16 protein-coding genes are annotated in these 20,321 nt (G+C 61.8%); 10 read left to right on the top strand and 6 right to left on the bottom strand.

Going from position 1 to position 20,321, the window contains the following annotated elements; all coding sequences use genetic code 11:
• The first annotated feature begins 65 nt into the window (after nucleotides 1–65).
• From EOB59_RS16900 to EOB59_RS16870, 6 genes are all read left to right on the top strand, one after another.
• A complete protein-coding gene (locus EOB59_RS16900; protein WP_128288830.1) occupies nucleotides 66–1,187 on the top strand; it encodes an ABC transporter ATP-binding protein in 1,122 nt (373 codons plus the stop codon).
• On the top strand, nucleotides 1,184–2,083 hold the full coding sequence (locus EOB59_RS16895) for an ABC transporter permease (RefSeq protein ID WP_128288829.1): 900 nt from the start codon (nucleotides 1,184–1,186) through the stop codon (nucleotides 2,081–2,083). The genes EOB59_RS16900 and EOB59_RS16895 overlap by 4 nt, the downstream gene beginning before the upstream one ends.
• Nucleotides 2,080–2,868, top strand: coding sequence for an ABC transporter permease (locus EOB59_RS16890; protein ID WP_127292325.1), 789 nt, complete (start codon nucleotides 2,080–2,082; stop codon nucleotides 2,866–2,868). Before EOB59_RS16895 ends, EOB59_RS16890 begins: the two co-directional genes overlap by 4 nt.
• Before the next feature lie 104 nt (nucleotides 2,869–2,972).
• The gene (locus EOB59_RS16885; RefSeq protein ID WP_128288828.1) at nucleotides 2,973–4,004 is read left to right on the top strand and encodes an extracellular solute-binding protein; all 1,032 of its coding nucleotides are present in this window, start codon (nucleotides 2,973–2,975) and stop codon (nucleotides 4,002–4,004) included.
• Between the two features lie 56 nt (nucleotides 4,005–4,060).
• Nucleotides 4,061–5,671, top strand: coding sequence for a GMC family oxidoreductase N-terminal domain-containing protein (locus EOB59_RS16880; protein ID WP_128288827.1), 1,611 nt, complete (start codon nucleotides 4,061–4,063; stop codon nucleotides 5,669–5,671).
• 1,135 nt (nucleotides 5,672–6,806) lie between these two features.
• Entirely contained in the window at nucleotides 6,807–7,934 is a 1,128-nt protein-coding gene (locus EOB59_RS16870) for an NAD(P)/FAD-dependent oxidoreductase (protein WP_245486663.1), read from the top strand.
• Here EOB59_RS16870 and EOB59_RS16865 read toward each other — a convergent pair.
• From EOB59_RS16865 to EOB59_RS16840, 6 genes are all read right to left on the bottom strand, one after another.
• On the bottom strand, nucleotides 7,931–8,752 hold the full coding sequence (locus tag EOB59_RS16865; protein ID WP_127321544.1) for a carbohydrate ABC transporter permease: 822 nt from the start codon (nucleotides 8,750–8,752) through the stop codon (nucleotides 7,931–7,933). The genes EOB59_RS16870 and EOB59_RS16865 overlap by 4 nt on opposite strands.
• 2 nt (nucleotides 8,753–8,754) lie before the next feature.
• Nucleotides 8,755–9,621: a sugar ABC transporter permease gene (locus EOB59_RS16860; RefSeq protein ID WP_127399326.1), complete on the bottom strand. Its 867-nt coding sequence runs from the start codon at nucleotides 9,619–9,621 to the stop codon at nucleotides 8,755–8,757.
• A 56-nt stretch (nucleotides 9,622–9,677) separates the two neighbouring features.
• A complete protein-coding gene (locus tag EOB59_RS16855; protein WP_245486662.1) occupies nucleotides 9,678–10,973 on the bottom strand; it encodes a sugar ABC transporter substrate-binding protein in 1,296 nt (431 codons plus the stop codon).
• An 81-nt stretch (nucleotides 10,974–11,054) separates the two neighbouring features.
• Nucleotides 11,055–12,617: a putative N-acetylmannosamine-6-phosphate 2-epimerase gene (locus EOB59_RS16850; RefSeq protein ID WP_127396150.1), complete on the bottom strand. Its 1,563-nt coding sequence runs from the start codon at nucleotides 12,615–12,617 to the stop codon at nucleotides 11,055–11,057.
• Nucleotides 12,618–12,685: 68 nt separating this feature from the next.
• Nucleotides 12,686–13,435: a GntR family transcriptional regulator gene (locus tag EOB59_RS16845; protein ID WP_128288824.1), complete on the bottom strand. Its 750-nt coding sequence runs from the start codon at nucleotides 13,433–13,435 to the stop codon at nucleotides 12,686–12,688.
• A 129-nt stretch (nucleotides 13,436–13,564) separates the two neighbouring features.
• Nucleotides 13,565–14,404 carry an IclR family transcriptional regulator gene (locus tag EOB59_RS16840; protein WP_164749416.1) on the bottom strand — a complete coding sequence of 280 codons (840 nt, stop codon included), beginning with the start codon at nucleotides 14,402–14,404 and terminating at the stop codon, nucleotides 13,565–13,567.
• Between the two features lie 40 nt (nucleotides 14,405–14,444).
• Between EOB59_RS16840 and EOB59_RS16835 the strand changes: the two genes are divergently transcribed.
• From EOB59_RS16835 to EOB59_RS16820, 4 genes are all read left to right on the top strand, one after another.
• Entirely contained in the window at nucleotides 14,445–15,548 is a 1,104-nt protein-coding gene (locus EOB59_RS16835) for a succinylglutamate desuccinylase/aspartoacylase family protein (RefSeq protein WP_245486661.1), read from the top strand.
• Nucleotides 15,538–16,476 carry a threonine/serine dehydratase gene (locus EOB59_RS16830; protein WP_128288823.1) on the top strand — a complete coding sequence of 313 codons (939 nt, stop codon included), beginning with the start codon at nucleotides 15,538–15,540 and terminating at the stop codon, nucleotides 16,474–16,476. The genes EOB59_RS16835 and EOB59_RS16830 overlap by 11 nt, the downstream gene beginning before the upstream one ends.
• Nucleotides 16,477–16,634: 158 nt before the next feature.
• Nucleotides 16,635–17,654, top strand: a complete 1,020-nt coding sequence (locus EOB59_RS16825) for a sugar ABC transporter substrate-binding protein (RefSeq protein ID WP_013530435.1) — start codon at nucleotides 16,635–16,637, stop codon at nucleotides 17,652–17,654.
• 113 nt (nucleotides 17,655–17,767) lie between these two features.
• Nucleotides 17,768–20,311 carry an ATP-binding cassette domain-containing protein gene (locus EOB59_RS16820; protein WP_127809675.1) on the top strand — a complete coding sequence of 848 codons (2,544 nt, stop codon included), beginning with the start codon at nucleotides 17,768–17,770 and terminating at the stop codon, nucleotides 20,309–20,311.
• Nucleotides 20,312–20,321: the final 10 nt, after the last annotated feature.

Here is a 20,321-nt window from a genome sequence, read left to right as displayed (position 1 = left end):
GCAGCCACCTGCCGGGACCGTTTCTACCTGGGGCAAGAAGCAAGAAAATCAGGACGGAGTGGGACATGAAATCGCTTGGCAGCATCCGCAGGGATTTTGCACCGTGGAACGACCCGAATGCCAAGCCGTACATCCAGTTCGACAACGTCACCAAGAAGTTCGGTGACTTCACCGCCGTCAACAATCTGTCTCTGACCATCTTCGAGCGCGAGTTCTTCGCGCTGCTGGGCGCCTCCGGTTGCGGAAAGTCGACGCTGCTCAGGATGCTCGCCGGCTTCGAGGAGCCGACAGCCGGCCGCATTCTGCTTGACGGCCAGGATCTGCGCGGCATCCCGCCCTACCGGCGGCCTGTCAACATGATGTTCCAGTCCTATGCGCTGTTCCCGCATATGACGGTCGAGAACAACATCGCCTTCGGCCTTAAGCAGGACGGCATGCCGAAGCCCGAAATCGCATCGCGCGTTGCCGAGATGCTGAAGCTGGTCAAACTCGAGCAGTTCGCCAAGCGCAAGCCGCACCAACTGTCCGGCGGCCAGCGCCAGCGCGTCGCGCTCGCCCGCGCCCTGGCGCCGGAACCGGAAGTGCTGCTGCTCGACGAACCGCTCTCCGCACTCGACCTGAAGCTGCGCCAGGCCATGCGCGACGAGCTGCGCATCCTGCAGCGCAAGACCGGCATCACCTTCGTCTTCGTCACCCACGACCAGGAAGAAGCGCTCGACATGTCGGATCGCATCTGCGTTCTCGGCGATGGCGAGATCCAGCAGCTTGGCACACCCGCGGCGATCTACGAGGAGCCGTCGAACCGCTTCGTCGCCGATTTCATCGGCGAGACCAACTTCCTCGATGCTGACGTGATTGCCGTGGACGGCGAGCAGGCAACCGTGAAAACGCAGCTCGGCATGACTTTGACGGCCTCTCACAAGAAAGCGGTCGCCGGCCAGAAGGCCTTCATCTCAATACGTCCGGAGAAAATTAGCCTGCCCGCCCAGGACAACCCGATCGCTGTCGATGGCACGATCATGAGCACCAATTATCTTGGCGGCTACACATACTATCTGATTGAAGCGGGCGGCACCAAGCTGCGCATCTCCAAGCGCAACAGCGTCAGCCGCGGCCAGATGTTCGAAATCGGGCAATCGGTAAAAGTCGGCTTTGCCGCCGAATCCGTGCGGATCCTCGGCGCATGAAGGCACGCACAAAAAGTCCTGACTGGAATGTCCTCGGCCTGCTGCCGGCCCATCTCATCATGCTGCTGACGCTGATCATCCCGATCGGTATCATCATCGTGGTGTCGTTCTCGACGCGCGGACCTTACGGCGGGTTCGAATATGTGTTCACCACAGCGCCCTACAAGCAGCTTTTGTTCAACGAAGGCTGGACCGGCGAGATGGAGTTCAATCCGCAATATCTCATCGTTGTTGCCAGAACGCTGGTCCTGTCGGCCGTGACAACATCGATCTGCCTGCTTCTGAGCTTCCCGGTCGCCTATTTCATCGCGCTGCAGCGGCCGGCGATCAAAGTGCTGCTGATCTATCTCGTCACGCTGCCATTCTGGGTTTCGATGATCGTGCGCGTCTATTCCTGGATCATCATCCTTGGCAAGGATGGTGTCGTCGAAAAGACCCTTCGCGGTCTCGGCCTCGTCGACAACATGGACTCGCTGCTGTTCGGCAACACCGCCATGCTGCTCGGTCTCGTCTACAGCTACATTCCGCTGATGATCCTGCCGATCTTCGCCTCGATCGAGAAACTCGACCCTGCGCTCATCGAGGCGTCGCATGATCTCTATGGCAACCGCGTCACCACATTGCGCCGCGTTATCCTGCCCCTCACCCGGCCCGGCATGATCGCCGGCGCGATCCTGGTGTTCGTTCCAAGCCTCGGCGCGGTCCTGGAGCCGACCCTGCTCGGCGGCGGCAAGACAATGATGATGGGCAATCTCATCCAGCTGCAGTTCGGTGGCGCCCGCAACTGGCCGCTCGGCGCCGCCATCGCCATCGTGCTGATGGCCGCGGTCATGGTCTTCCTGATTTTCCAGGGTCTGCGCTCGATGCGCACCGAAGGCCTGGAGCGTGCGGCATGAACGCGGACGATGATGTCAGGCGCTATCCGGGCTTCGGTCTCTTCAGCGCGATCTTCTTCGCCTATCTCTATTTGCCCATCGCCGTCGTGGTGTTCTACTCTTTCAACGCGAACCGGATCGTCTCCAATTGGGGCGGCTTCTCATTGCACTGGTACGCCACCGCTTTGTCCAACGCGAACCTGATGACAGCGGTGAAGACCTCCCTGCTCGTCGCCGCGGTCGCCACAGTCGCCTCGACGCTTGTCGCGTTGATGGCGGCATTGGTGCTGGTGCGCGGCCGCGATGTCCGGTTCCGCCGCATCTCCGAAGCGGTGGTGAACCTGCCGCTGCTCCTGCCCGAAATCGTCGTTGCTGTCGCCGTCCTGATCCTCTTCTCCGAGATAGGGCTCGCCAACGGAATGGTGAAGCTGATGATCGCCCACACCACCTTCTGCATCCCGTTCGCCTTCCTGCCGATACGCGCCCGCCTGCAGGGAATGGACTTCGATCTGGAGGAAGCCGCCCGCGATCTCTATGCAACCGGTTGGGTCGCCTTTCGTCGCGTCACGCTGCCGCTCATCCTGCCGGGTGTGTTCGCCGGCGCCATGCTCGCCTTCGTCATCTCGATGGATGATTTCATCACCAGCAACCTGTTGAATTCCGGCGGCGCCACCACGCTGCCGGTCTACATTTTCTCGCTGATCAAGCAGGGCGTGTCGCCGCAGCTCAACGCAATCTCGACCTTGATCATGATTGTTTCGGTGGTGCTGGCGACCGTGGCCTTCCTGCTTCAGCGACGGCAGTAGCAGCGGCGTAGTTTTTCCTAATCAAGGCGTCGGGCAAATCGAATTTATCGAACCCGACGGTTTGTTATCGTCGCCCCTGGGAGAACAACAAACAGGGGAATGACATGACGACCAAAATTGCAGCGCTCGCCATGGCCGGTGCCATGAGCCTCGCCTTTAGCGTGCCCGCTCTCGCCGAGGGCAGCCTGGCCATCTACGCATGGGCGGATTCCATCTCGCCCGAGATGGTCACGAAATTCGAGAAGGAAACTGGCATAAAGGTCACGGTCGACGCCTTCTCATCCAACGAGGACCTGCTGACCAAGCTGCAGGCCGGCTCGTCGGGCTACGACATCGTCACGCCTTCGCAGCACTTCGTGAAGATCATGATCGATAGTGGGCTGCTCGAGGATTTCGGCGCCAGCTCGATGGCGGCCTACAGCCAAGTCCTGCCGGACTGGCAGAAACCGTGGTGGGATGCGACAGGCAATCATTCGATCCCGCTCGCCTTCGGCAATGCCGGCTACACCGTCAACCGCGACCTCTACAAAGGCCCGGTCGACAGCTGGAAGACCTACTTCGAGCCACCGGCGGAGCTGCGCGGCAAGATCGCCAGCCTGGCGCAGCCCGACGAAGTCATTCCGGCAGCGGAAAACTATCTCGGCATCAAATATTGCAGCGAAGACCCGCAGGAGATGAAGCGCGTGCTCGACCTCTTGCTGGCGCAGAAGCCATTCGTGGCGGCCTATTCCAGCGACAACATCGAAAACCGCATCGGCAGCGGCGAGGTTACCGCCCATTTCTGGTGGGACGGCAACACCATGAGGCTTCGCCGCAACGACAAGGCCAATGTCGAATACGCGATGCCGAAAGAAGGTCTGGTCGGCTGGCTGGATTCCTATGTCGTGCCGAAGGGCGCGGCCAATATCGAGAACGCCAAGAAGTTCATCGATTTCATGACCCAGATCGACAACGCGACGGCGCAGTACAATTATTACGGCCACTCTTCGCCGGTGAAGATCGACGAGAGCAAGGCGCTCTACAACAAGGAGAACGCTCCGGAGCTGTTCCCGACCGTTCCCGTCAAGATGGGCCAGGCCTGCTCGCCGGCGGCGCAGGAACTCGTCACCAAGGTCTGGACGCAGCTTCTGCAATGAGCCGCTCAGCCGGGGCGCGCGCCGCCCCGGCATCTCCATTCTCAAAGGGGCTGGCCATGCAGACCGAAAATCTTGACTACGATTACATCGTCATCGGCGCAGGCTCGGCCGGTTGTGTCCTTGCCAATCGCCTGAGCGCCAACCCGTCCCACAAAGTGTGCCTGATCGAAGCCGGCGGCAGCGATAGCGGGCTGCGGGTCAAGGTGCCTGCCGGCATCCTCTCGCTCTACGGCAATCCGAACTATGACTACTGCTATGTCGGCGTGCCTCAGCCCAACCTCAACGGCCGCAGGATTCCGGTCAATCGCGGCAAGGCGCTGGGCGGCTCCAGTTCCATCAACTCGATGGTCTACATCAGGGGCGCCGCGCAGGACTATGACGAGTGGTCGCGACTCGGCTGCGCAGGCTGGGCATTCAGCGACGTGCTTCCCGTCTTCAAGAAGCTCGAGCGCAACCTGCTTGGCCAGGACCCGCACTACCACGGTACAGGCGGGGAACTGCTGGTCGACAAGCCGCGCGATCCGAATGTGCTGTCGTCGATGTTCGTCAAGGCCGGCAACAATGCCGGTCTTCCGGCCAACAGCGACTTCAATGCCGAAAGCCAGTTCGGCCTCGGCATCTACAATGTCACCCAGGATCGCGGCCAGCGCTTCAGCAGTTTCACCGCCTTCATGCGCCCGGTGCTCGATCGCAAGAATCTCACAATCCTCAGCGAATGCGAAGTGATCGACCTCGATATAGCCGAGGGGCGCGCGACAGGGGTACGGGTGCGGTACAAGGGCGAGCAGAAGACGCTGTCGGCCCGCCGCGAAATCGTGCTTTCGGCCGGGGCGATCAATTCACCGAAGATCTTGCTGGCGTCCGGCATCGGCGCAGCCGCCGAGCTGCAGGCGATCGGTATAAAGCCGGTTGTCGATCTGCCGGGCGTGGGCAAGAACCTTCAGGACCATATCGACGGCATGATCACGGTCCGCTCCTCGAGCACGAAGACGCTCGGCCTGTCGCTGCCCAACTTGCCCCGCGTGCTGGCTGCGCCCTTCCGGTATTTTGCCGGCCGCAAGGGCATGCTCACCACCAACTACGTCGAAGCCGGCGGCTTTGCCCGGACGAAGTATGCGAACGGCATTCCCGACATCCAGTTCCACTTCGTGCCCGGCTATCGCAGCCATCGCGGCAGGCTGGTGGAGTACGGCCATGGCTACGCAATCCACACCTGCGTGCTCAGGCCCAAAAGCGTCGGCGAACTCAAACTGTCAGGCCAGGCATCGAACCGGGATGTGCTGATCGATCATCGCTTCTTCTCGAACGACGAGGACGCCAGGGTGTTGGTCGAAGGCATCAAGATCGCGCGTCAAATCTTTGCCGCATCCGAGTTCGACCCGATCAGGGGGACGGAGATGCTGCCGGGCAAGGATGTTCGCAGCGATGACGAGATCCTCGCCTATCTGCGTGCCGAAGCGCTCACCGTCTATCATCCGGTGGGGACGTGCAAGATGGGGACCGATGCGATGGCCGTCGTCGACCCGGCAACGCTCAAGGTGCGCGGTATCAGTGGCTTGCGGGTCGCGGATGCGTCCGTGATGCCGAAGCTGATCGGCGGCAACACCAATGCCCCCAGCATGATGATCGGGCACCGGGCAGCGGAGATGATCCTGGGCCGGGGATAATTTCTGTAGCGCAACTCCAGGAAAGGCGTGCAGCGGCCTTCCTTCAGTAGCCGCGCAAAAACAATGAGTTGGAGCGGTTCAGTGAATCAAACATTGAACCGGCGCTTTTGCAGCTGGGCTGCGGCGGGCACGCGCCGTCGAATTCAAGCGGCTTGATCGTCCCGCTCATCCGCCTCGCCGTTGATCTCGCGCAGCAGCCTTTCGATGTCGGCCTTCGGGAGACGGTTCGGCGAGTTGGTCGCGCATCAGCCGGCGCAACGTCGAGGTCAGCGAGCCCGGCGTCGCATTGTAGCGCGCCAGCAGTGCCCGCTCGCGGATGATCCCATCCAGGACCACCGAGTGCCATGTCGCGCATCACTTTCTCGTCGAGAGAAAGCGATCCCACCTTGGCGAGCGCCCGGCTGGGTCGCTTCGAGCAATCGAAAGCCGCGGTTGGGCTCGTAACTTACGACCCCTTCGCGCCTGCAATTGCACCAGAGCGTGAGGAACAGGTGTACGCGAGACGCCAAGGGTCGCCGCGACCTCCGCCTCGTTGATCCGCTCACCGACTTGAATTCGCTCGAAGAACTGAGCCCGAAGCTGATTGCGAATGCGTTCCTGGAGCGGCGAGGCTGCGGTCATACTGACCCTGCATGCGGGCCAAGCAGGATCGAAGCCGAACCGCATCCGAAGACATGGACACGACAAACATGGCGCGCCACTACATCGCAACTTGGCTATCGTGGCCTTGGGAGACGCGGTTTACCACCGAAATGAAATCCGCGACCAGCTTGTCCGGCGTGCCTCGATAATCGATGGCGATGACGCATTCCTGCATGGTCGGGCTTATTTGGCAGCCTGATCGTAGCCTTCGTGCTGTCGCTCAATGGCCCGAATATCTCGTTCTACCCGGCGCCACGCCTACCATGCCATCGGTCGCCTGGAGCGCACTGCGCTATGGCGTCAAGCCGGAGCTCTATGCGCTTCGTCGATCACCAACATTATGGTATTTGCCGCAATCGCGGTGCTTATTTCGTTGCACGCTCGGACAGAAACGGCCGATGGAGTGACATGTCATGCTTGTGGTGCTTTCGGCGGGCCGGAATTCTGGTGAGGCCTGCTTGCACGTCCTGCATTGTGCCCCAGGGGCTGGCGAATGACGATGGGGGTCCCCGACGAGAAAGTCGATTGCATCGTCATCGGCGCCGGCGTCGTCGGCCTGGCGATTGCGCGGCGGCTGGCGCTCGAGGGACGCGAAGTTCTTGTCGTGGAGGCCGAGGACAGCCCAGGGCTGGGCACGTCGAGCCGCAACAGCGAGGTCATTCATGCCGGCATCTACTATCCGAAGGGCAGCCTGAAAGCGCAGCTATGCGTCGAAGGAAAGAACGCGCTTTACCGCTATTGCAAAGCGCGCGGGATTCCGCACAAACGCATCGGCAAGCTGATCGTCGCCGCCAGCGACGCGGAGTTGCCGATTCTGGAGGGGATCCGGACCAAGGCTGCGGACAATGGTGTTGCGGACCTGGAGATGCTCAGCCGCGCGGATGTGGAACGGCTTGAACCTGAACTGGACGTTGCCGGCGCGCTTTTGTCCCCAAGCACGGGGATCGTCGACAGCCGCGCGCTGATGCTGGGGCTACAGGGCGATGCCGAGAATGCCGGTGCCACCTTTGCGTTTCGCGCGCCGGTTCTCGGCGGCAGCGTCGCCGAAACGGGCTGCGAGCTCCAGTTTGGCGGCGATATGGAAGGCTATAGGATCGCCGCAAATCTGGTCATCAATGCGGCCGGATTGTTAGCCCATCTGGTTGCCCGGAGCCTTGCGGGCGGGCATGGCGGCAAAATCCCAGATGTCACCTACGTCAAAGGCAATTACTTTGCGCTTGGACGCCGCCCGTCCTTCAACCATCTTGTTTATCCGGTTCCGGAACCAGGCGGCCTCGGAGTTCACCTGACGCTGGATATGGCCGGATCGGTTCGTTTCGGGCCGGACGTCGAGCCCGTCGATGAGGTCGGCTACGCGGTCGACGCAACTCGGGCCACACCATTTTACGCGGCCATCCGACGCTATTGGCCGGGGCTGAGGGACGGGGAACTGGAGCCGAGCTATTGCGGGCTGCGGCCTAAAACGAACGGGTTGCAGTTCGGCGATTTCGACATTCTGGCAGATCAGTCCGGACGGCTGATCAGTCTTTTCGGAATCGAGTCACCTGGCCTGACAAGTGCGCTCGCCCTGTCGGATAGGGTTGCCCAACTAGTCAGAACGACGAACTTCGTCTTGCTTTAGCCTTTGACCGCTCCAGCGGTCATGGATCCTGATATCTGCCGATACATCACAAGACCCAGCAAGGCCGGCGGCAAGGCGCCCAGCATCATGACCGCGGAAGCGGTTCCCCATTTTACGCCGCCGCCGCTTGCGGCGAAAAAAAACGATGCGCCGACCGTCATCGGGACGGCACGGCTGGTTGTCAGCATGAGGCCGAAGAGGAATTCGTTCCAGGCGGTGATGAAGCCGAAGATGAAGGTCGTGACCAGCGCCGGTCGGATGACGGGCCGGACGATCATCATCATCACCTGCAAGGAACTTGCGCCATCGACTTTCGCCGCCTCGTCGAGTTCGACCGGTACATCTGAAATCGCGTTCACCAGGATGACGAGCGCAAGCGGCGCGTTGACGATGGTCAGGATGAGCCCGAGCCCGATCCGCGTATCGAGCAGGCCCAGCCACTGGTACATCATGTAAAGCGGGATCGCGAAGATGATCAGCGGCACGGCGCGAAGATTGATGACGATCGGCAGGACCAAGCGCTTTCCCGCCTCGCTACGCGCGATCGCATAGGCAGCCGGGAACGCGAGCACGATCGCAAGGCCGGTTCCGATCAGCGCCGCCACGGTGCTGTTCAGCAGGTAGGCATAGATGTTGAAGCGGCTGGTCTGCGTCAGAACCTCCAGATAGTTGTCGAGCGTCGGTTGGCTGATCCACAAACCGGGGTTCGTCGAAAGCTCGCGCTGGCTTTTGAGCGATGTGATCAGCGTCACGATAATGGGGAAATTCATCGCCAGCACGGCGATGGCAAAAACGATCCAGCGCAGTGCCCTGACCATCGTCAACGCTTCCTGCGGCCGGCAAGCCGGTTAAGGCCGTGGAGAACGATGAACGACGCCAGGAACAGGATAACCGAAGCGGCGACCGCCTTGCCGATAGCCCCTTCCTTGAAGAAGGCCTGATAGATGTAGATCGACAAGGACGTCGTTGAACCGCCAGCGCCACTGCCGGTCAGCGCATAGACATTGTCGAACACCCGGAAACCGTCGATGAAACGGATGAAAAACGCGATGACCAGCGTCGGCTTCATCAAGGGCAGATCGATCCAGCGGACGATCTCAAACGGTGATGCGCCATCGAGCGAGGAGGCTTCGCGCACGTCGAGCGGTATGGCCGAATAGGCCATGTAGAAGAGCAGGAAGGCGAAAGGCGTCCATTGTAGCGTCTCCACGACGACAAGGGTGCGGAAGGCATTGTCGATGTCGAGGAAGGCCGGGCTGTCGCCAAACCATTCGAAGAGATAGTAGGGGACGGGGCCCGCGAATTCATGCAGCACCAGCCGGTACATGAGACCGACCATGGCCGGTGCGACCATCAGCGGCAGCATCAACGGCGCCATCAGGACTGGACGCTTGCTCAGAAGCGGCGCCAGGAAGATGGCAAGGAAAAGGCCGATCAGACATTCCGCCGATGCGGTAAGAATACCGAAGCGCAGCGAGAACCAGGCCGAGCTCCAGAATTCGCGGTCGTTCAACACCGCGACATAGTTACCGAAACCGCTCAACACCGGACTGCGCAAGGTCTCGAATGTGACGGTCGAAACGGAATAGATCAGATTGACGATCGCCGGAAAGCCGAGGAACAGAAGCAGGAAGCCGACCAGCGGCGTCAGATACATCCTGCCTTCGGCACGTGTCACAAGGGCCATGTCGATCCGCCAAACGCGCCGGACACCGGGCCTCGACCCGGCGTCCGGCAAATGGTTCATTTCTTGAGAAGGTCCTGCATGCCCGCCTTGGTGTGGGCGAGCGCATCCTCGAGGCTCTGCTGGCCGGACCAGTAGCCGGTGAACTCCTTTGCCTGCAGTTCATAGACCGGGAGCGCACTCGCGGACGTCGCTCCGGTCATGACATAGCCGTACTTGCTGGCGAATTCGCCGAGCTTGACGAGGTCGGGACGTTCCTTCGCAACCTTGGCGACGACATCGGGAGACAATGCCGGCGAACCGCCGCTGCGCGCATAGAGCAAGGCCGCATCCTCGGTGGCGAGCCACTTCAGGAACTTGACGGCGCCTTCCTTGTTCTTGGCGTTCTTGTTAAGGCCCAAACCAAGGCCGTGGATGTGATCGGCGCGTCCGTCGGGACCTGCCGGTGGCGCGACGATCCCGGTCACCTCGGCGACGGCCGGGGATTTTTCGGTGCTGGTCAGATCCGCCGCCGCGGCATTCCACTGCAGCGCCGTCGCGGCCTGGCCGGATGCGAAGGCCGCGTTGGTTTCCGCATATTCGTAGCTCAGCGAATCCTTGGGCGAAGAACCGGCATCATAGAGCTTCTTGTAGAGTTCGAGGCCGGTCTTGTAGGCATCGGAATCCACCGTGACATTGCCGTCCTTGTCCATCCAGTCGCCGCCGTAGGAACGCGGCAGGGACTGGAAGACCATCATGTTGAACAGCAGGTTCTTCATCTGCAGGACCGTGCCATAACGCACCGGGCTGTCGGGGTTCACCTGCTTGGTGAAATAGAGGGCGGTGGCCGCCCAGTCGTCCCAGGTCCAGCTATCCGGGTCTTTCGGCTGCAGGGGCTTGCCGAGATATTTCCGGGCGATTTCACCATAGGTCTTCCTGGCGGCGTCATCCCTGATCAAGGCGTCGATGAGATCCTTGCGGTAGTACATGAAGTGCAACGAAAGGTCTGTCGGGACGCCGTATTGCTTGCCGTCGAACTGCATCGTCTTGAGAACGGATTCGCCGAAAATCTTGGCCGCGTCCGCGCCAAGATCGACCGGCTCCATATAGGGCGCGTAGCGACCGAGCGAGTAGGTGGCGACGAGGTTCACGTCGAAGGCACTGGATCCGGCCGCCATGTCAGCCTGCAGCTTGTCGTAAAAGCCTTCCCGGTTGAAGAACAGCAGTTCCACCTTGTCGGCATCGCTGGCCTGCTTGTTGTAGGTTTCCACGGTTGCCCGCAGTGCGGTTTCCTCGGAGCCGCCAGGCCAGCCGAGCACGGTCACGGTTGCGTTGGCAAAGGTCGGCAAAGCCGTCCCCGCAAGGAGGGTGGCCATAAGCGCAAAAGATGTCCTGCTCAATTTCATGATCGTTCCCTTCTTTTTTGATGATTTTTGCATGACACGACCGGGGCGCCGTTACCTTGCCCATTCGGCAAGATCGGCAACACCGATGACGCCGGCGTGGCCTCCGAGCTTCGCCGCCACGAGATGGGGGGAAAGGCGCGGCGGGACCTCGCTCAGATGTGCGCGCACCCGGTCGAGATAGCCTTCTGCAAGACCGATGCTGCCACCGATGACGATCAATTTCGGATCGAACATCATCTGAATGTCCCGGCACAGCGCCGCGACCCGCGAGGCGCTTCGCGAGACGATGGCGCCGGCCCAGTCCTCGCCCTTCAGCGCGTGTCCGAACACATCGGCGGCGTCCGCCTTGGAACCGGCCTTGAGGGCCTCCGAAGCGATCCAGCGGCCGGACGTGCTGTCTTCGAGCGGAGCCCGGTCTTCAGACAGACCACGGATCAGACCGAAGTGACCGGCTAGACCGGACAGCAATCGGCCGTTGCAAACGATGCCGCCGCCAATTCCGGTAGAGATGGTCAGAAAGACGATGTCGCGACCTTGCCCGGCGCCGAATTTGTATTCGCCCCAGGCAGCCGCCTGGGCATCGTTGAACGCACAGACCGGCTTGCCGAAAACAGCGGATGCTCTTTCGACCAGCGGGTAGCCGTCGGGAATGCCAAGGGTTGCCGGATTCAATGCCGACCAGCGTCCATCCTGCACCAGTCCGGTCACCGCAATGCCGATGCGGCTGAAGCGGCTCGACCAGGCCGACGTACTTTGCGCCAAGGACGCAAGCCAGGCCTCGGGTCCAGCCTCTCGCGCAGTCGGCACGATCATGTCCTCGACCACCGTGCCATCGTTGACCAGCGCGGCCATCGTCTTGGTTCCCCCGATGTCGATGCCCAGGACGGATGGGCCCAGAACGGTTGGGCCCAGGACACTTGTGCCAAGGGCGGTTTGCGCGCCCCTCGCCGCATAGGCGTCGGAAAGCGCCTGGTGGAACCATGAGGTGACGTGCTCGGTACGGGTGATCGCCGAGCCGACAACCACGGCACAGGCGCCGGCGCGCGCGGCGGCAGCCGCCTGCTCAGGCGACCGGATACGCCCTTCGGCAATGACGTAGGGGGTCAGGGTTCGCATTTCAGCGATGAGGGCGATATCCGGATCCTGCGGCTCCGGCCCGCCGACATAGCCGGAAAGCGTCGTGCCGACGAAATCGACACCCGCGGCAAGGGCCCGGCGCGCATCGTCAAGGCAAGAGCAATCGGCCATGGTCAGCTTGTTCCTGGCCTTGACGGCTTTCACAAGCGCTTCGACAGGAACGGGACGGACACGCTCCGTCGCATCGAAAGCGATGATATCGGCGCCCGCCTCGGCCAGGGCCTCGACATCGGCCGGATAGGGTGTGATGCGCACGGGGCTGTCGGTGAGATCGCGCTTGACGATACCGATGATCGGCACGCGGACGGCCAGGCGGGCGGCCGCGACATAGGGCACGGATTCGATGCGGAGGGCCTTGGCTCCGGCTTCAACAGCGGCCCTGGCAAAGCCCGTCACGAATTGCGCACTGTCCATCGGGCCGCCGGGAACCGGCTGGCAGGACACGATGAGACTGTTGGCGATGTCTTCCCGCTGCACGTCGGCACTCCCTTGTCGCCATCACGATAAATGGAAAATACCAGATTACAACCAGTTCATAACTGGTATTATCTTTGCAGCTCGAAGACGAAATCGTAGACGTCGCCTTTGTAGCGTGTCTCGCAGTATTCCACGATCTGTCCGTCGGGGAGAAAGCAGCGGCGCTCGGTCATCAGCAGCGGTGCGCCCGCGTCACAATGAAGGTGCTTTGCATCCTCCAGCGACGCGCCGCGCGAGCGCATGCGCTGGATTGCCCTCTGAGGCAGGAAGCCGCGTGCATCAAGCGCTTCATAAAGGGAATCCTGAACCATCTCGGGCGAAGGAAGGAAGCGAACCGGCACGGCCGAGACCTCGACGGCGATCGGCGCGCCATCGGCCGTCCTCACACGACGCATGCGAACCACATTGGTATTGCCCGCAATACCCAGGGCCATCATTTCGGCCGGGGATGGACGGCTTATCTGCTTGGAAAGCCATAGACATCCAGGCTTCAGGCCGCGCGCCAGAATGTCCTCCGAAAAGCTCGTCAGCGTCGAAAGCGATTTCTCGACCCGCGACCCGATCTCGGTTTTGGAACCGTGCCGGCGATTGAGCTGCCCTTCCTCTTCGAGCAGCGCCAGGGCCTTTCTCACAGTGACTCGCGAGATCGACAGGGCTTCCGCCAGAACCCGCTCGCCTGGCAGAACCGCGCCGGCTTTCAACGCGTTGGAGCGGATCGCCGCCTCGATCGCCGATTTCAACCGTCTGTAAAGCGGCACATCGGACGCTGTCGCTTCCATTTCCCGACTGACAAGCCCGATCAGGTTCACGGTTGTCATTGCCCTTCCTCCCGCGCGAGAAGCACCCAGGATCAAAACATTCCTGACTGGACCTATACTGGTATTATCAATCCGGTGCAAACGGCCAGCGGACGGTGCTTCGCCGCGCCCTCAGCGCATCACGATCCCTTAGCGAACCCTCGGTGACAGCTTCATGGAGATGCGATCGCAGGCAGCCCGCAGGACCTCCAGAGTATAGGCATGGCGGCTTTCACGCGTATGGCGATTGATATAGGCGACGATGATGGAGGCGACGGCACTGCCGTCCGGCCCGATGACCGGACAGCAGATATCGGTGATGCCGACGAAGTCACGGCTCTCGCGCATCCAGTAGCCGTCCGCGCGGATGGTACGAAGCTGCTTTTCCAGCGCGTCACGATCCAGCGGCGCCGGTGAATGCGCCGCACATTCATCGATCATCCGCGCTGCGACCTTTGGTGACTGGAAGGCAAGTATCACATGGCCGGAGGTCGCGTCGGTGGCCAGGCGGCCGTAGCCGAGGCGCAGCGTGAACGCCATGTCCTCGCCGCCGGGAGCGGCCGCGGTCACGACGGTCAAGCCATGATTGAAGACGACCAGGTGCGGCGACTGATTTGAGTCCCCGGCAATCTGCGTCAGCTCGGGCATGGCGGCGGACATGAGATCCTGAGCGCTCGGCGTGTGCAGCCCCAGCTTGAAAAGCTTGTCGGTCAACGAATAGGCGTCGGTCTCGGCGTTGCGCTCGATATATTGACGCTCCTGCAGCGCGATCAGCATCCGGAAAATCTCATTCTTCGAACGGCCGAGGCCTTCCGCGATCTCCTTCATCGTCAAGGGCGCCCGCGCCTCCGCCAGCAGTTCCAGGACATCCAGACCCTTGGTCAGCGCCGGGGCCGAATAGGTCGGTTTGCCACTCTCTTTTGCATCATCTGCCATTCGAAGAATCCCCGGTGGTCCCGCACGATAGAGACAAGAAATCGGAATTGCCATTGGTTTTATATCCAAACTTGACACCATATATAAAACTGACATGATGACGGGGACAATGAATTTCGAGGCCGACCCGATGACCGTCCAGAGACCTGCAAACACTGTGCGCGCAACCATCATTCCCCGGAACAACAGTGTTTACACGTCGGTCGATTTCGATCGCGAGGGCAAGCAGATCGGTTTCTTCCATGTGCCTCAATCGCCGCACGACGATGCCTGGGGCACGGTCCGCGTTCCGCTCGCCGTCATCAAGAACGGTGACGGTCCGACGGTCCTGATCGAGGGTGGCAACCACGGCGACGAATATGAGGGGCCGATCGCGCTCGGCGAGCTTCTGCGCGAGATCGATCCACGGGATATTGCCGGACGCATCATTGCGATTCCGGCCATCAACATTCGGGCCGTCGAGGCCGGCACCCGCACCTCCCCGGTCGACGGGTTGAATTTCAACCGCAGTTTCCCGGGCGATTTCAACGGCACGCTGACAAGCCAGATCGCGGCTTACGTGCATGACGTCCTGTTTCCGATGGCCGACTACTTCCTGGATCTCCATTCCGGCGGTTCGTCCCTGATGATCCTGCCGAGCGCGATCATCGAGCCCTCCCCGACCGCGCAAGGGCATCGCAAGAACATCAAGGCGACGCTCGCCTTCGGGGCGCCGACCGTTGTCATGGTCGACAATCTCGGTGAAACCCGGACCTCGACCGCGTCCGCCAACCACCAGGGGCTGATCGTCATCGGCAGTGAGATGGCCGGCGGCGGCCTTGTCAGTCCGGATGCGCTGGCCATCTGCCGTAGGGGCATCCGCAATGTGCTGAAACATGCAGGCGTTCTGAATGGCGCGCCTGACATCGCCCCTGGCGCCAACGCGCGCGTGCTCAAGGTTCCCGGAAGCGAAGGCTATCTGCTTTCCGAGGAGGACGGTGTCTTCGAACCCTTGAGCCCGCTCGGCAGTGCCGTCAGCAAAGGCGACCTTGCCGGACGCATTCACTTCCTCCACACGCCGTCACGCGCGCCCATCGATCTCCTTCACCCCATCGACGGCATCGTTTTCGCCAAGCGTCAGCCCGGCCGCGTGCGTCCGGGGAATTGCTGCTTCGTGCTTGCCAACGAATATCCGGAGGCACTGACCGATGAGCCATGAGGACATCATGGCGGCTGCCCGGCGCATTGCCCCCTTCATACGGCGAACCCCGGTCGTCAAGCTCGACCATGCCACGGGCGCAAACCTTCAAAATGATGTCTATTTGAAACTGGAATGCCTCCAGGTGAGCGGCTCCTTCAACATTCGGGGCGCCACGAACCGGGTTAAAACGCTCGAGCCAAGCCGGATCGAAAACGGACTGATCGCCGCATCCGGTGGCAATCACGGCCTGGCCACCGCCTATGTGGCTGCCCGGGCCGGCGTTCCCGCCACCATCTACCTGCCGAACAATGCAAGCCCGCTGAAGGCGGAAAAGCTGCGCAAATGTGGGGCTGACGTTCGCTTCGAAGGCAATGTCTGGGATGAAGCGCATGAGGCGGCATTGGCCGAGGCAAAGGCGAGCGCCGCCTTCTACATGCATCCCTTCGCCGATGCGCAGATCGTGTCCGGTCAGGGAACCGTGGCGCTGGAGATGATCGATCAAATTCCCGATGCCGACATCTACATCGTCGCGATCGGCGGTGGCGGGCTCATCAGCGGCATGTCCGAAGTCCTGAAGCACGTCAAACCCGAAGCCAGGATCATCGGTGTCGAGCCGACCGGTTCACCGACCCTTCACGCCTCCCTGGCTGCCGGCCGTGTGGTTCGCTTGCCCGAGATAACGACGAAGGTGGCGACCATGGCCTGCGGCCGCACGGACGAAAGCATCTACGAGATCGTCGCCAAGCACGTCGACGACATTGTCCTTGTCGAGGATGCGGACATGCAGAAGGCCGCTGAATTGCTCTGGTTCGAATTCGGCATCGCCGCCGACCTCAGCGGCGCGGCATCGCTGGCCGCCTTGATGAGCGGCGCTTTCAAGCCACCGCGCGGCGCCCGCATCGCCGGGCTTGTCTGTGGCGCCGGTGTCGAGGGCCTGAATGGCTGAGGTTGAGCAAGGCCGGTCCACGCAGACGCGGCCCTGACATGAATACGGCACGAGTGCCGCGAAATACCGCCGGAATGCCTGTCACTGGGACGGTCGTCGTGCGGGACATGAAAAAGAGGCGAAGAATCGTCCTGTCGCAACAAGAGGAGAACTGAAACATGCGCATTTCCCTGAAAGCATCCATTGCTCTGCTCGCACTCGCCATCGCGACGCCCTCGCTTGCCGCGGAAAAGGTTTTGGGGCTTGCGGCAATCGACCTGCAGAACTCCTTCTTCGTCCGCATGAAGGAAGCGGGCGACGTGGCTGCCGCCGACTATGGGGTGAAATCCACTTGGCAGAGCGCCGAGGGCAGTCTGGAAAAACAGGTCAGCATCATCGAGAATTTCATCAATCAAGGCGTCAGCGCGATCCTGATCGATCCGATCGACAAGAACGCGGTCATTCCGGTCATCCAGAAAGCCACCGCCGCCGGCATTCCGGTGATCACCATGGGCAACAAGGTCGAGGCCGGCTCGAACTACTCGACGCTCTATCCGGACTACGACAACATGTCGATGGTTGCCCGCGCGCTCGGCAAGTCGCTTGGCGGCAAGGGCGAAGTCGCCCTGCTCGTCGGTTCGCGTGGCAACTTCGTGTCCGACACGCGCGAAAAAGGCTTTGTCGAAACCCTGAAAAAGGAGTTTCCGGACATCAAGGTTGTCGGCATCGAGCCGACCGGCTGGGACGCAGCCAAGGCAACCAATGCCGCCCAGACCTGGCTCACCACCTATCCGGATCTGAAGGCCATCGGCTGCATCTCCGACAGCCTTTGCCTGGCCGCCGATTCCGTTGCCAGCTCGATGGGAACTCAGTTGCTCTACGGCGGCTATGACGGCGACGCCGAGATGAAGCCGCTGATCGACGACGGCAAGATGGTGATGGACGTGCTGACCGGCGCCTATCGTGTCGGCTACTGGAACATCGCCGTTGCCGCTCGTCTGGCCAACGGCGAAAAGCTGCCGCAGGATCTCTACATGCCGACCTATTTCGTGACCTCGGATGCGACGGCCGCGAAGCTCAAGGCGGATGGCCTCACCTTCGAATACATCAACACCGACAAAGAGGCGGTGGAAGCCAAGAACTATACCGAGCAACTCGGTCCCAAGGTTCCGGCGACCGCCATGACCCTGGCAAAGTAACAGCCTAGAGCGGCTCAAGCGCCGGATGACGTATCATCCGGCGTCCCCTTTTCCTGACGATCGCCGTCGCCGCTCCGTGGTGACCGCATGATGCTCGATAAGAGGACCGACCCATGTTCCAGTCCTGGACCTCTCCGTTACTGCGGCGCAACGAACCGGTTCTCATCGCGGTGCTGCTGGTCGCCATCGCCGTCTTCGGCTGGATCGATCCGCGTTTTCTGTCGACCGGCAATCTTGTCAGCATCGCGCAGCAGAGTGCGGTCATCGCCCTCATCTCTTTTGCCATGACGGCCGTGATCATCGCGCGCGGCATTGATATTTCCGTCGGCAGCAATCTTGCCTGTTCCGGCATCGCCGCGGGTCTTGCCTACACGGCAACCGGCTCGGCGAGCTTGAGCCTTCTCGCCGCGATCGGTGGCGGTGCCGCAATCGGTCTGCTCAATGGAACGTTGATCGGCTTTGCCGGCATCTCCCCATTCATCGCAACGCTCGCCACCATGGCGTTTGCGCGCGGCCTGGCGCTCAGCCTCTCCGGCGCATCCAGCATCGCGGTCGCCGATCCGGTCCTGCTTTTCGCGGGACGCGAGACGATCGGCCTCCTGCCGGTCTCCGTCATCATCGCCGCCATCTGCCTGGGCCTCTGGTGGTTCGTGCTCAATCGTACGGTCTACGGACGCTGGATCTATGCGGTCGGCGGCAATGCGGGCGCGGCGCGGGCCTCACTGGTTCCCGTCGACCTCGTGCGCATCTCCGTCTACCTGATTGCCGGTGCGACGGCCGGGCTCGGCGCGATACTCACCATCGGTCGTCTCGGTTCGGCACAGCCGCTTGCCGGCACCGGGCTCGAATTTACAGCCATTACAGCCGCGATCATCGGCGGCACGAAACTGTCCGGCGGCCAGGGCTCCATCTGGGGAACGGCGATCGGGGCGCTGCTGCTGGGCGTCATCAACACCGGCCTGTCCTTCCTGCAGGTGCCGCAGATCCTGATCTATTTCGTGACCGCGAGCCTCATTCTGGTGGCCGTTCTTACCAGCCAGCCGGAGAGTGTCGCCGCCCTGTTCAAGACCGGTGGCCGCAAGTCCACCCCGTCGCCCCGCAACATCGCCGCAACACCGGTCGGCAAACACAGCATCGCCTTGCGCGGGCTTGGCAAGTCTTTTCCGGGCGTCAAAGCACTCGACGGTGTCAGCTTTGCCGTCTCGGCCGGTGAGGTGGTGGGACTTGCCGGCGAGAACGGGGCCGGGAAATCGACGCTGGTGAAGTGCATTTCCGGTCTGCATCGCCCGGACGAGGGTGAGATCATCATCGACGGCAACGCCGTCCAGTTCCACTCCCCCAGCGACGCCAGGGGCATCAGCGTCATCCATCAGCATTTCAGCCTTTCGCCGGACCTGACGGTGGCCGAGAATCTCTTCATCGGCCGCGAACCGCATACCCGCCTGGGATTTCTCGACCGGGCTCGGATGCGGCGCGATGCAAAATCCATCATGGACGAGCTGTCGCTCGATATCGACATTGGCGCGGAGCTGCGAACACTTTCCGTCGGGCACCGGCAGATGGTGGAAATTGCCCGTGCCGTTCTGTCCGATGCCTGGTTCTTCATCATGGACGAGCCGACCAGCGCGCTCTCCAACCGCGAGCGCGACCAGCTCTACGACCTGATCGACAGGCTGAGAGCTCGCGGCGCCGGCATCCTCTACATCTCGCACAAGATGGAAGAGATCTTCAGCCAGTGCGACCGCGTCGTCGTTCTGCGTGACGGGCGCTTCATCGGCGAGCGCCAGACCCGCCAGACCAGCGAGGCCGAGATCGTCTCGATGATGGTCGGGCGCGATGTCGGCGACATCTTCCCCTATCTCGAAGCGCAAGTCGGCGAAACCGCGATCGAAATCAGCAACATCTCCGATGGCAAGCTCTTGAAGTCGGCCACGCTCAGCGTGTGCAGGGGCGAAATCGTCGCGCTCGCCGGCCTGATGGGAAGCGGCCGCTCCGAGGTGCTCAGGCTGATTGCCGGCCTCGAGACCATGCATGGCGGCACGCTCAGAATTTTCGGCGGGCAGCAGACCGGCGGCGACACCAAGGCCGCCAATCGCGCCGGCATCGTCTACATACCGGAAGACCGGCACCTGGAAGGATTCGTCGGCACGATGTCGATCAGGGACAACCTGTCCCTCGCCTGGATTCGCGACAACAGTCACTTCGGCCTGCTGAGACCTCGCCGCATCCTGGCACTCGCCCGCGATCTCATCGGCTCACTCGGCGTGCGGCCGGCCCAGCCCGACAAAATGACCATCGAGCTTTCGGGCGGCAATCAGCAGAAGGTCGTCATCGGCAAATGGCTTGCCACCAAACCGAAGATCATCCTGCTCGACGAGCCGACACGGGGCGTCGACGTCGGCGCGAAGTCCGAACTCCATCACCTGATCGCAAGATTGAAGGCCGAGGGCGCGGCGATCCTCATGGTGTCGAGCGAGTTGCCCGAGGTTCTCGGCGTTGCCGACCGCATCGTCGTCATGCGCGAAGGCCACTCTGTCGGCACGCTGGCTCGTGGGGCGACGGAAGAAGACGTGATGACGCTGGCCTTCGGTGATCGCACGATCACGCCACCAGCCTGCGCACCCCGGCCAGCATCCAACCTTGCACCATGCCTGTAAGGAGAACCCT

The sequence above is a fragment of the Mesorhizobium sp. M7A.F.Ca.MR.176.00.0.0 genome, assembly GCF_004023165.1.
GTDB lineage: Bacteria > Pseudomonadota > Alphaproteobacteria > Rhizobiales > Rhizobiaceae > Mesorhizobium.
The sequence above is the reverse complement of the archived record's forward strand: the minus strand, read 5'-3'. Positions and strand labels throughout refer to the sequence as shown.

Excerpts from the sequence above, each read along its gene's own strand:
- EOB59_RS16900 (WP_128288830.1), top strand. The coding sequence starts at position 66 with ATGAAATCGCTTGGCAGCATCCGCAGGGATTTTGCACCGTGGAACGAC.
- EOB59_RS16895 (WP_128288829.1), top strand. The coding sequence starts at position 1,184 with ATGAAGGCACGCACAAAAAGTCCTGACTGGAATGTCCTCGGCCTGCTG.
- EOB59_RS16890 (WP_127292325.1), top strand. The coding sequence starts at position 2,080 with ATGAACGCGGACGATGATGTCAGGCGCTATCCGGGCTTCGGTCTCTTC.
- EOB59_RS16885 (WP_128288828.1), top strand. The coding sequence starts at position 2,973 with ATGACGACCAAAATTGCAGCGCTCGCCATGGCCGGTGCCATGAGCCTC.
- EOB59_RS16880 (WP_128288827.1), top strand. The coding sequence starts at position 4,061 with ATGCAGACCGAAAATCTTGACTACGATTACATCGTCATCGGCGCAGGC.
- EOB59_RS16870 (WP_245486663.1), top strand. The coding sequence starts at position 6,807 with ATGACGATGGGGGTCCCCGACGAGAAAGTCGATTGCATCGTCATCGGC.
- EOB59_RS16865 (WP_127321544.1), bottom strand. The coding sequence starts at position 8,752 with ATGGTCAGGGCACTGCGCTGGATCGTTTTTGCCATCGCCGTGCTGGCG.
- EOB59_RS16860 (WP_127399326.1), bottom strand. The coding sequence starts at position 9,621 with ATGGCCCTTGTGACACGTGCCGAAGGCAGGATGTATCTGACGCCGCTG.
- EOB59_RS16855 (WP_245486662.1), bottom strand. The coding sequence starts at position 10,973 with ATGGCCACCCTCCTTGCGGGGACGGCTTTGCCGACCTTTGCCAACGCA.
- EOB59_RS16845 (WP_128288824.1), bottom strand. The coding sequence starts at position 13,435 with ATGACAACCGTGAACCTGATCGGGCTTGTCAGTCGGGAAATGGAAGCG.
- EOB59_RS16840 (WP_164749416.1), bottom strand. The coding sequence starts at position 14,404 with ATGGCAATTCCGATTTCTTGTCTCTATCGTGCGGGACCACCGGGGATT.
- EOB59_RS16835 (WP_245486661.1), top strand. The coding sequence starts at position 14,445 with ATGATGACGGGGACAATGAATTTCGAGGCCGACCCGATGACCGTCCAG.
- EOB59_RS16830 (WP_128288823.1), top strand. The coding sequence starts at position 15,538 with ATGAGCCATGAGGACATCATGGCGGCTGCCCGGCGCATTGCCCCCTTC.
- EOB59_RS16825 (WP_013530435.1), top strand. The coding sequence starts at position 16,635 with ATGCGCATTTCCCTGAAAGCATCCATTGCTCTGCTCGCACTCGCCATC.
- EOB59_RS16820 (WP_127809675.1), top strand. The coding sequence starts at position 17,768 with ATGTTCCAGTCCTGGACCTCTCCGTTACTGCGGCGCAACGAACCGGTT.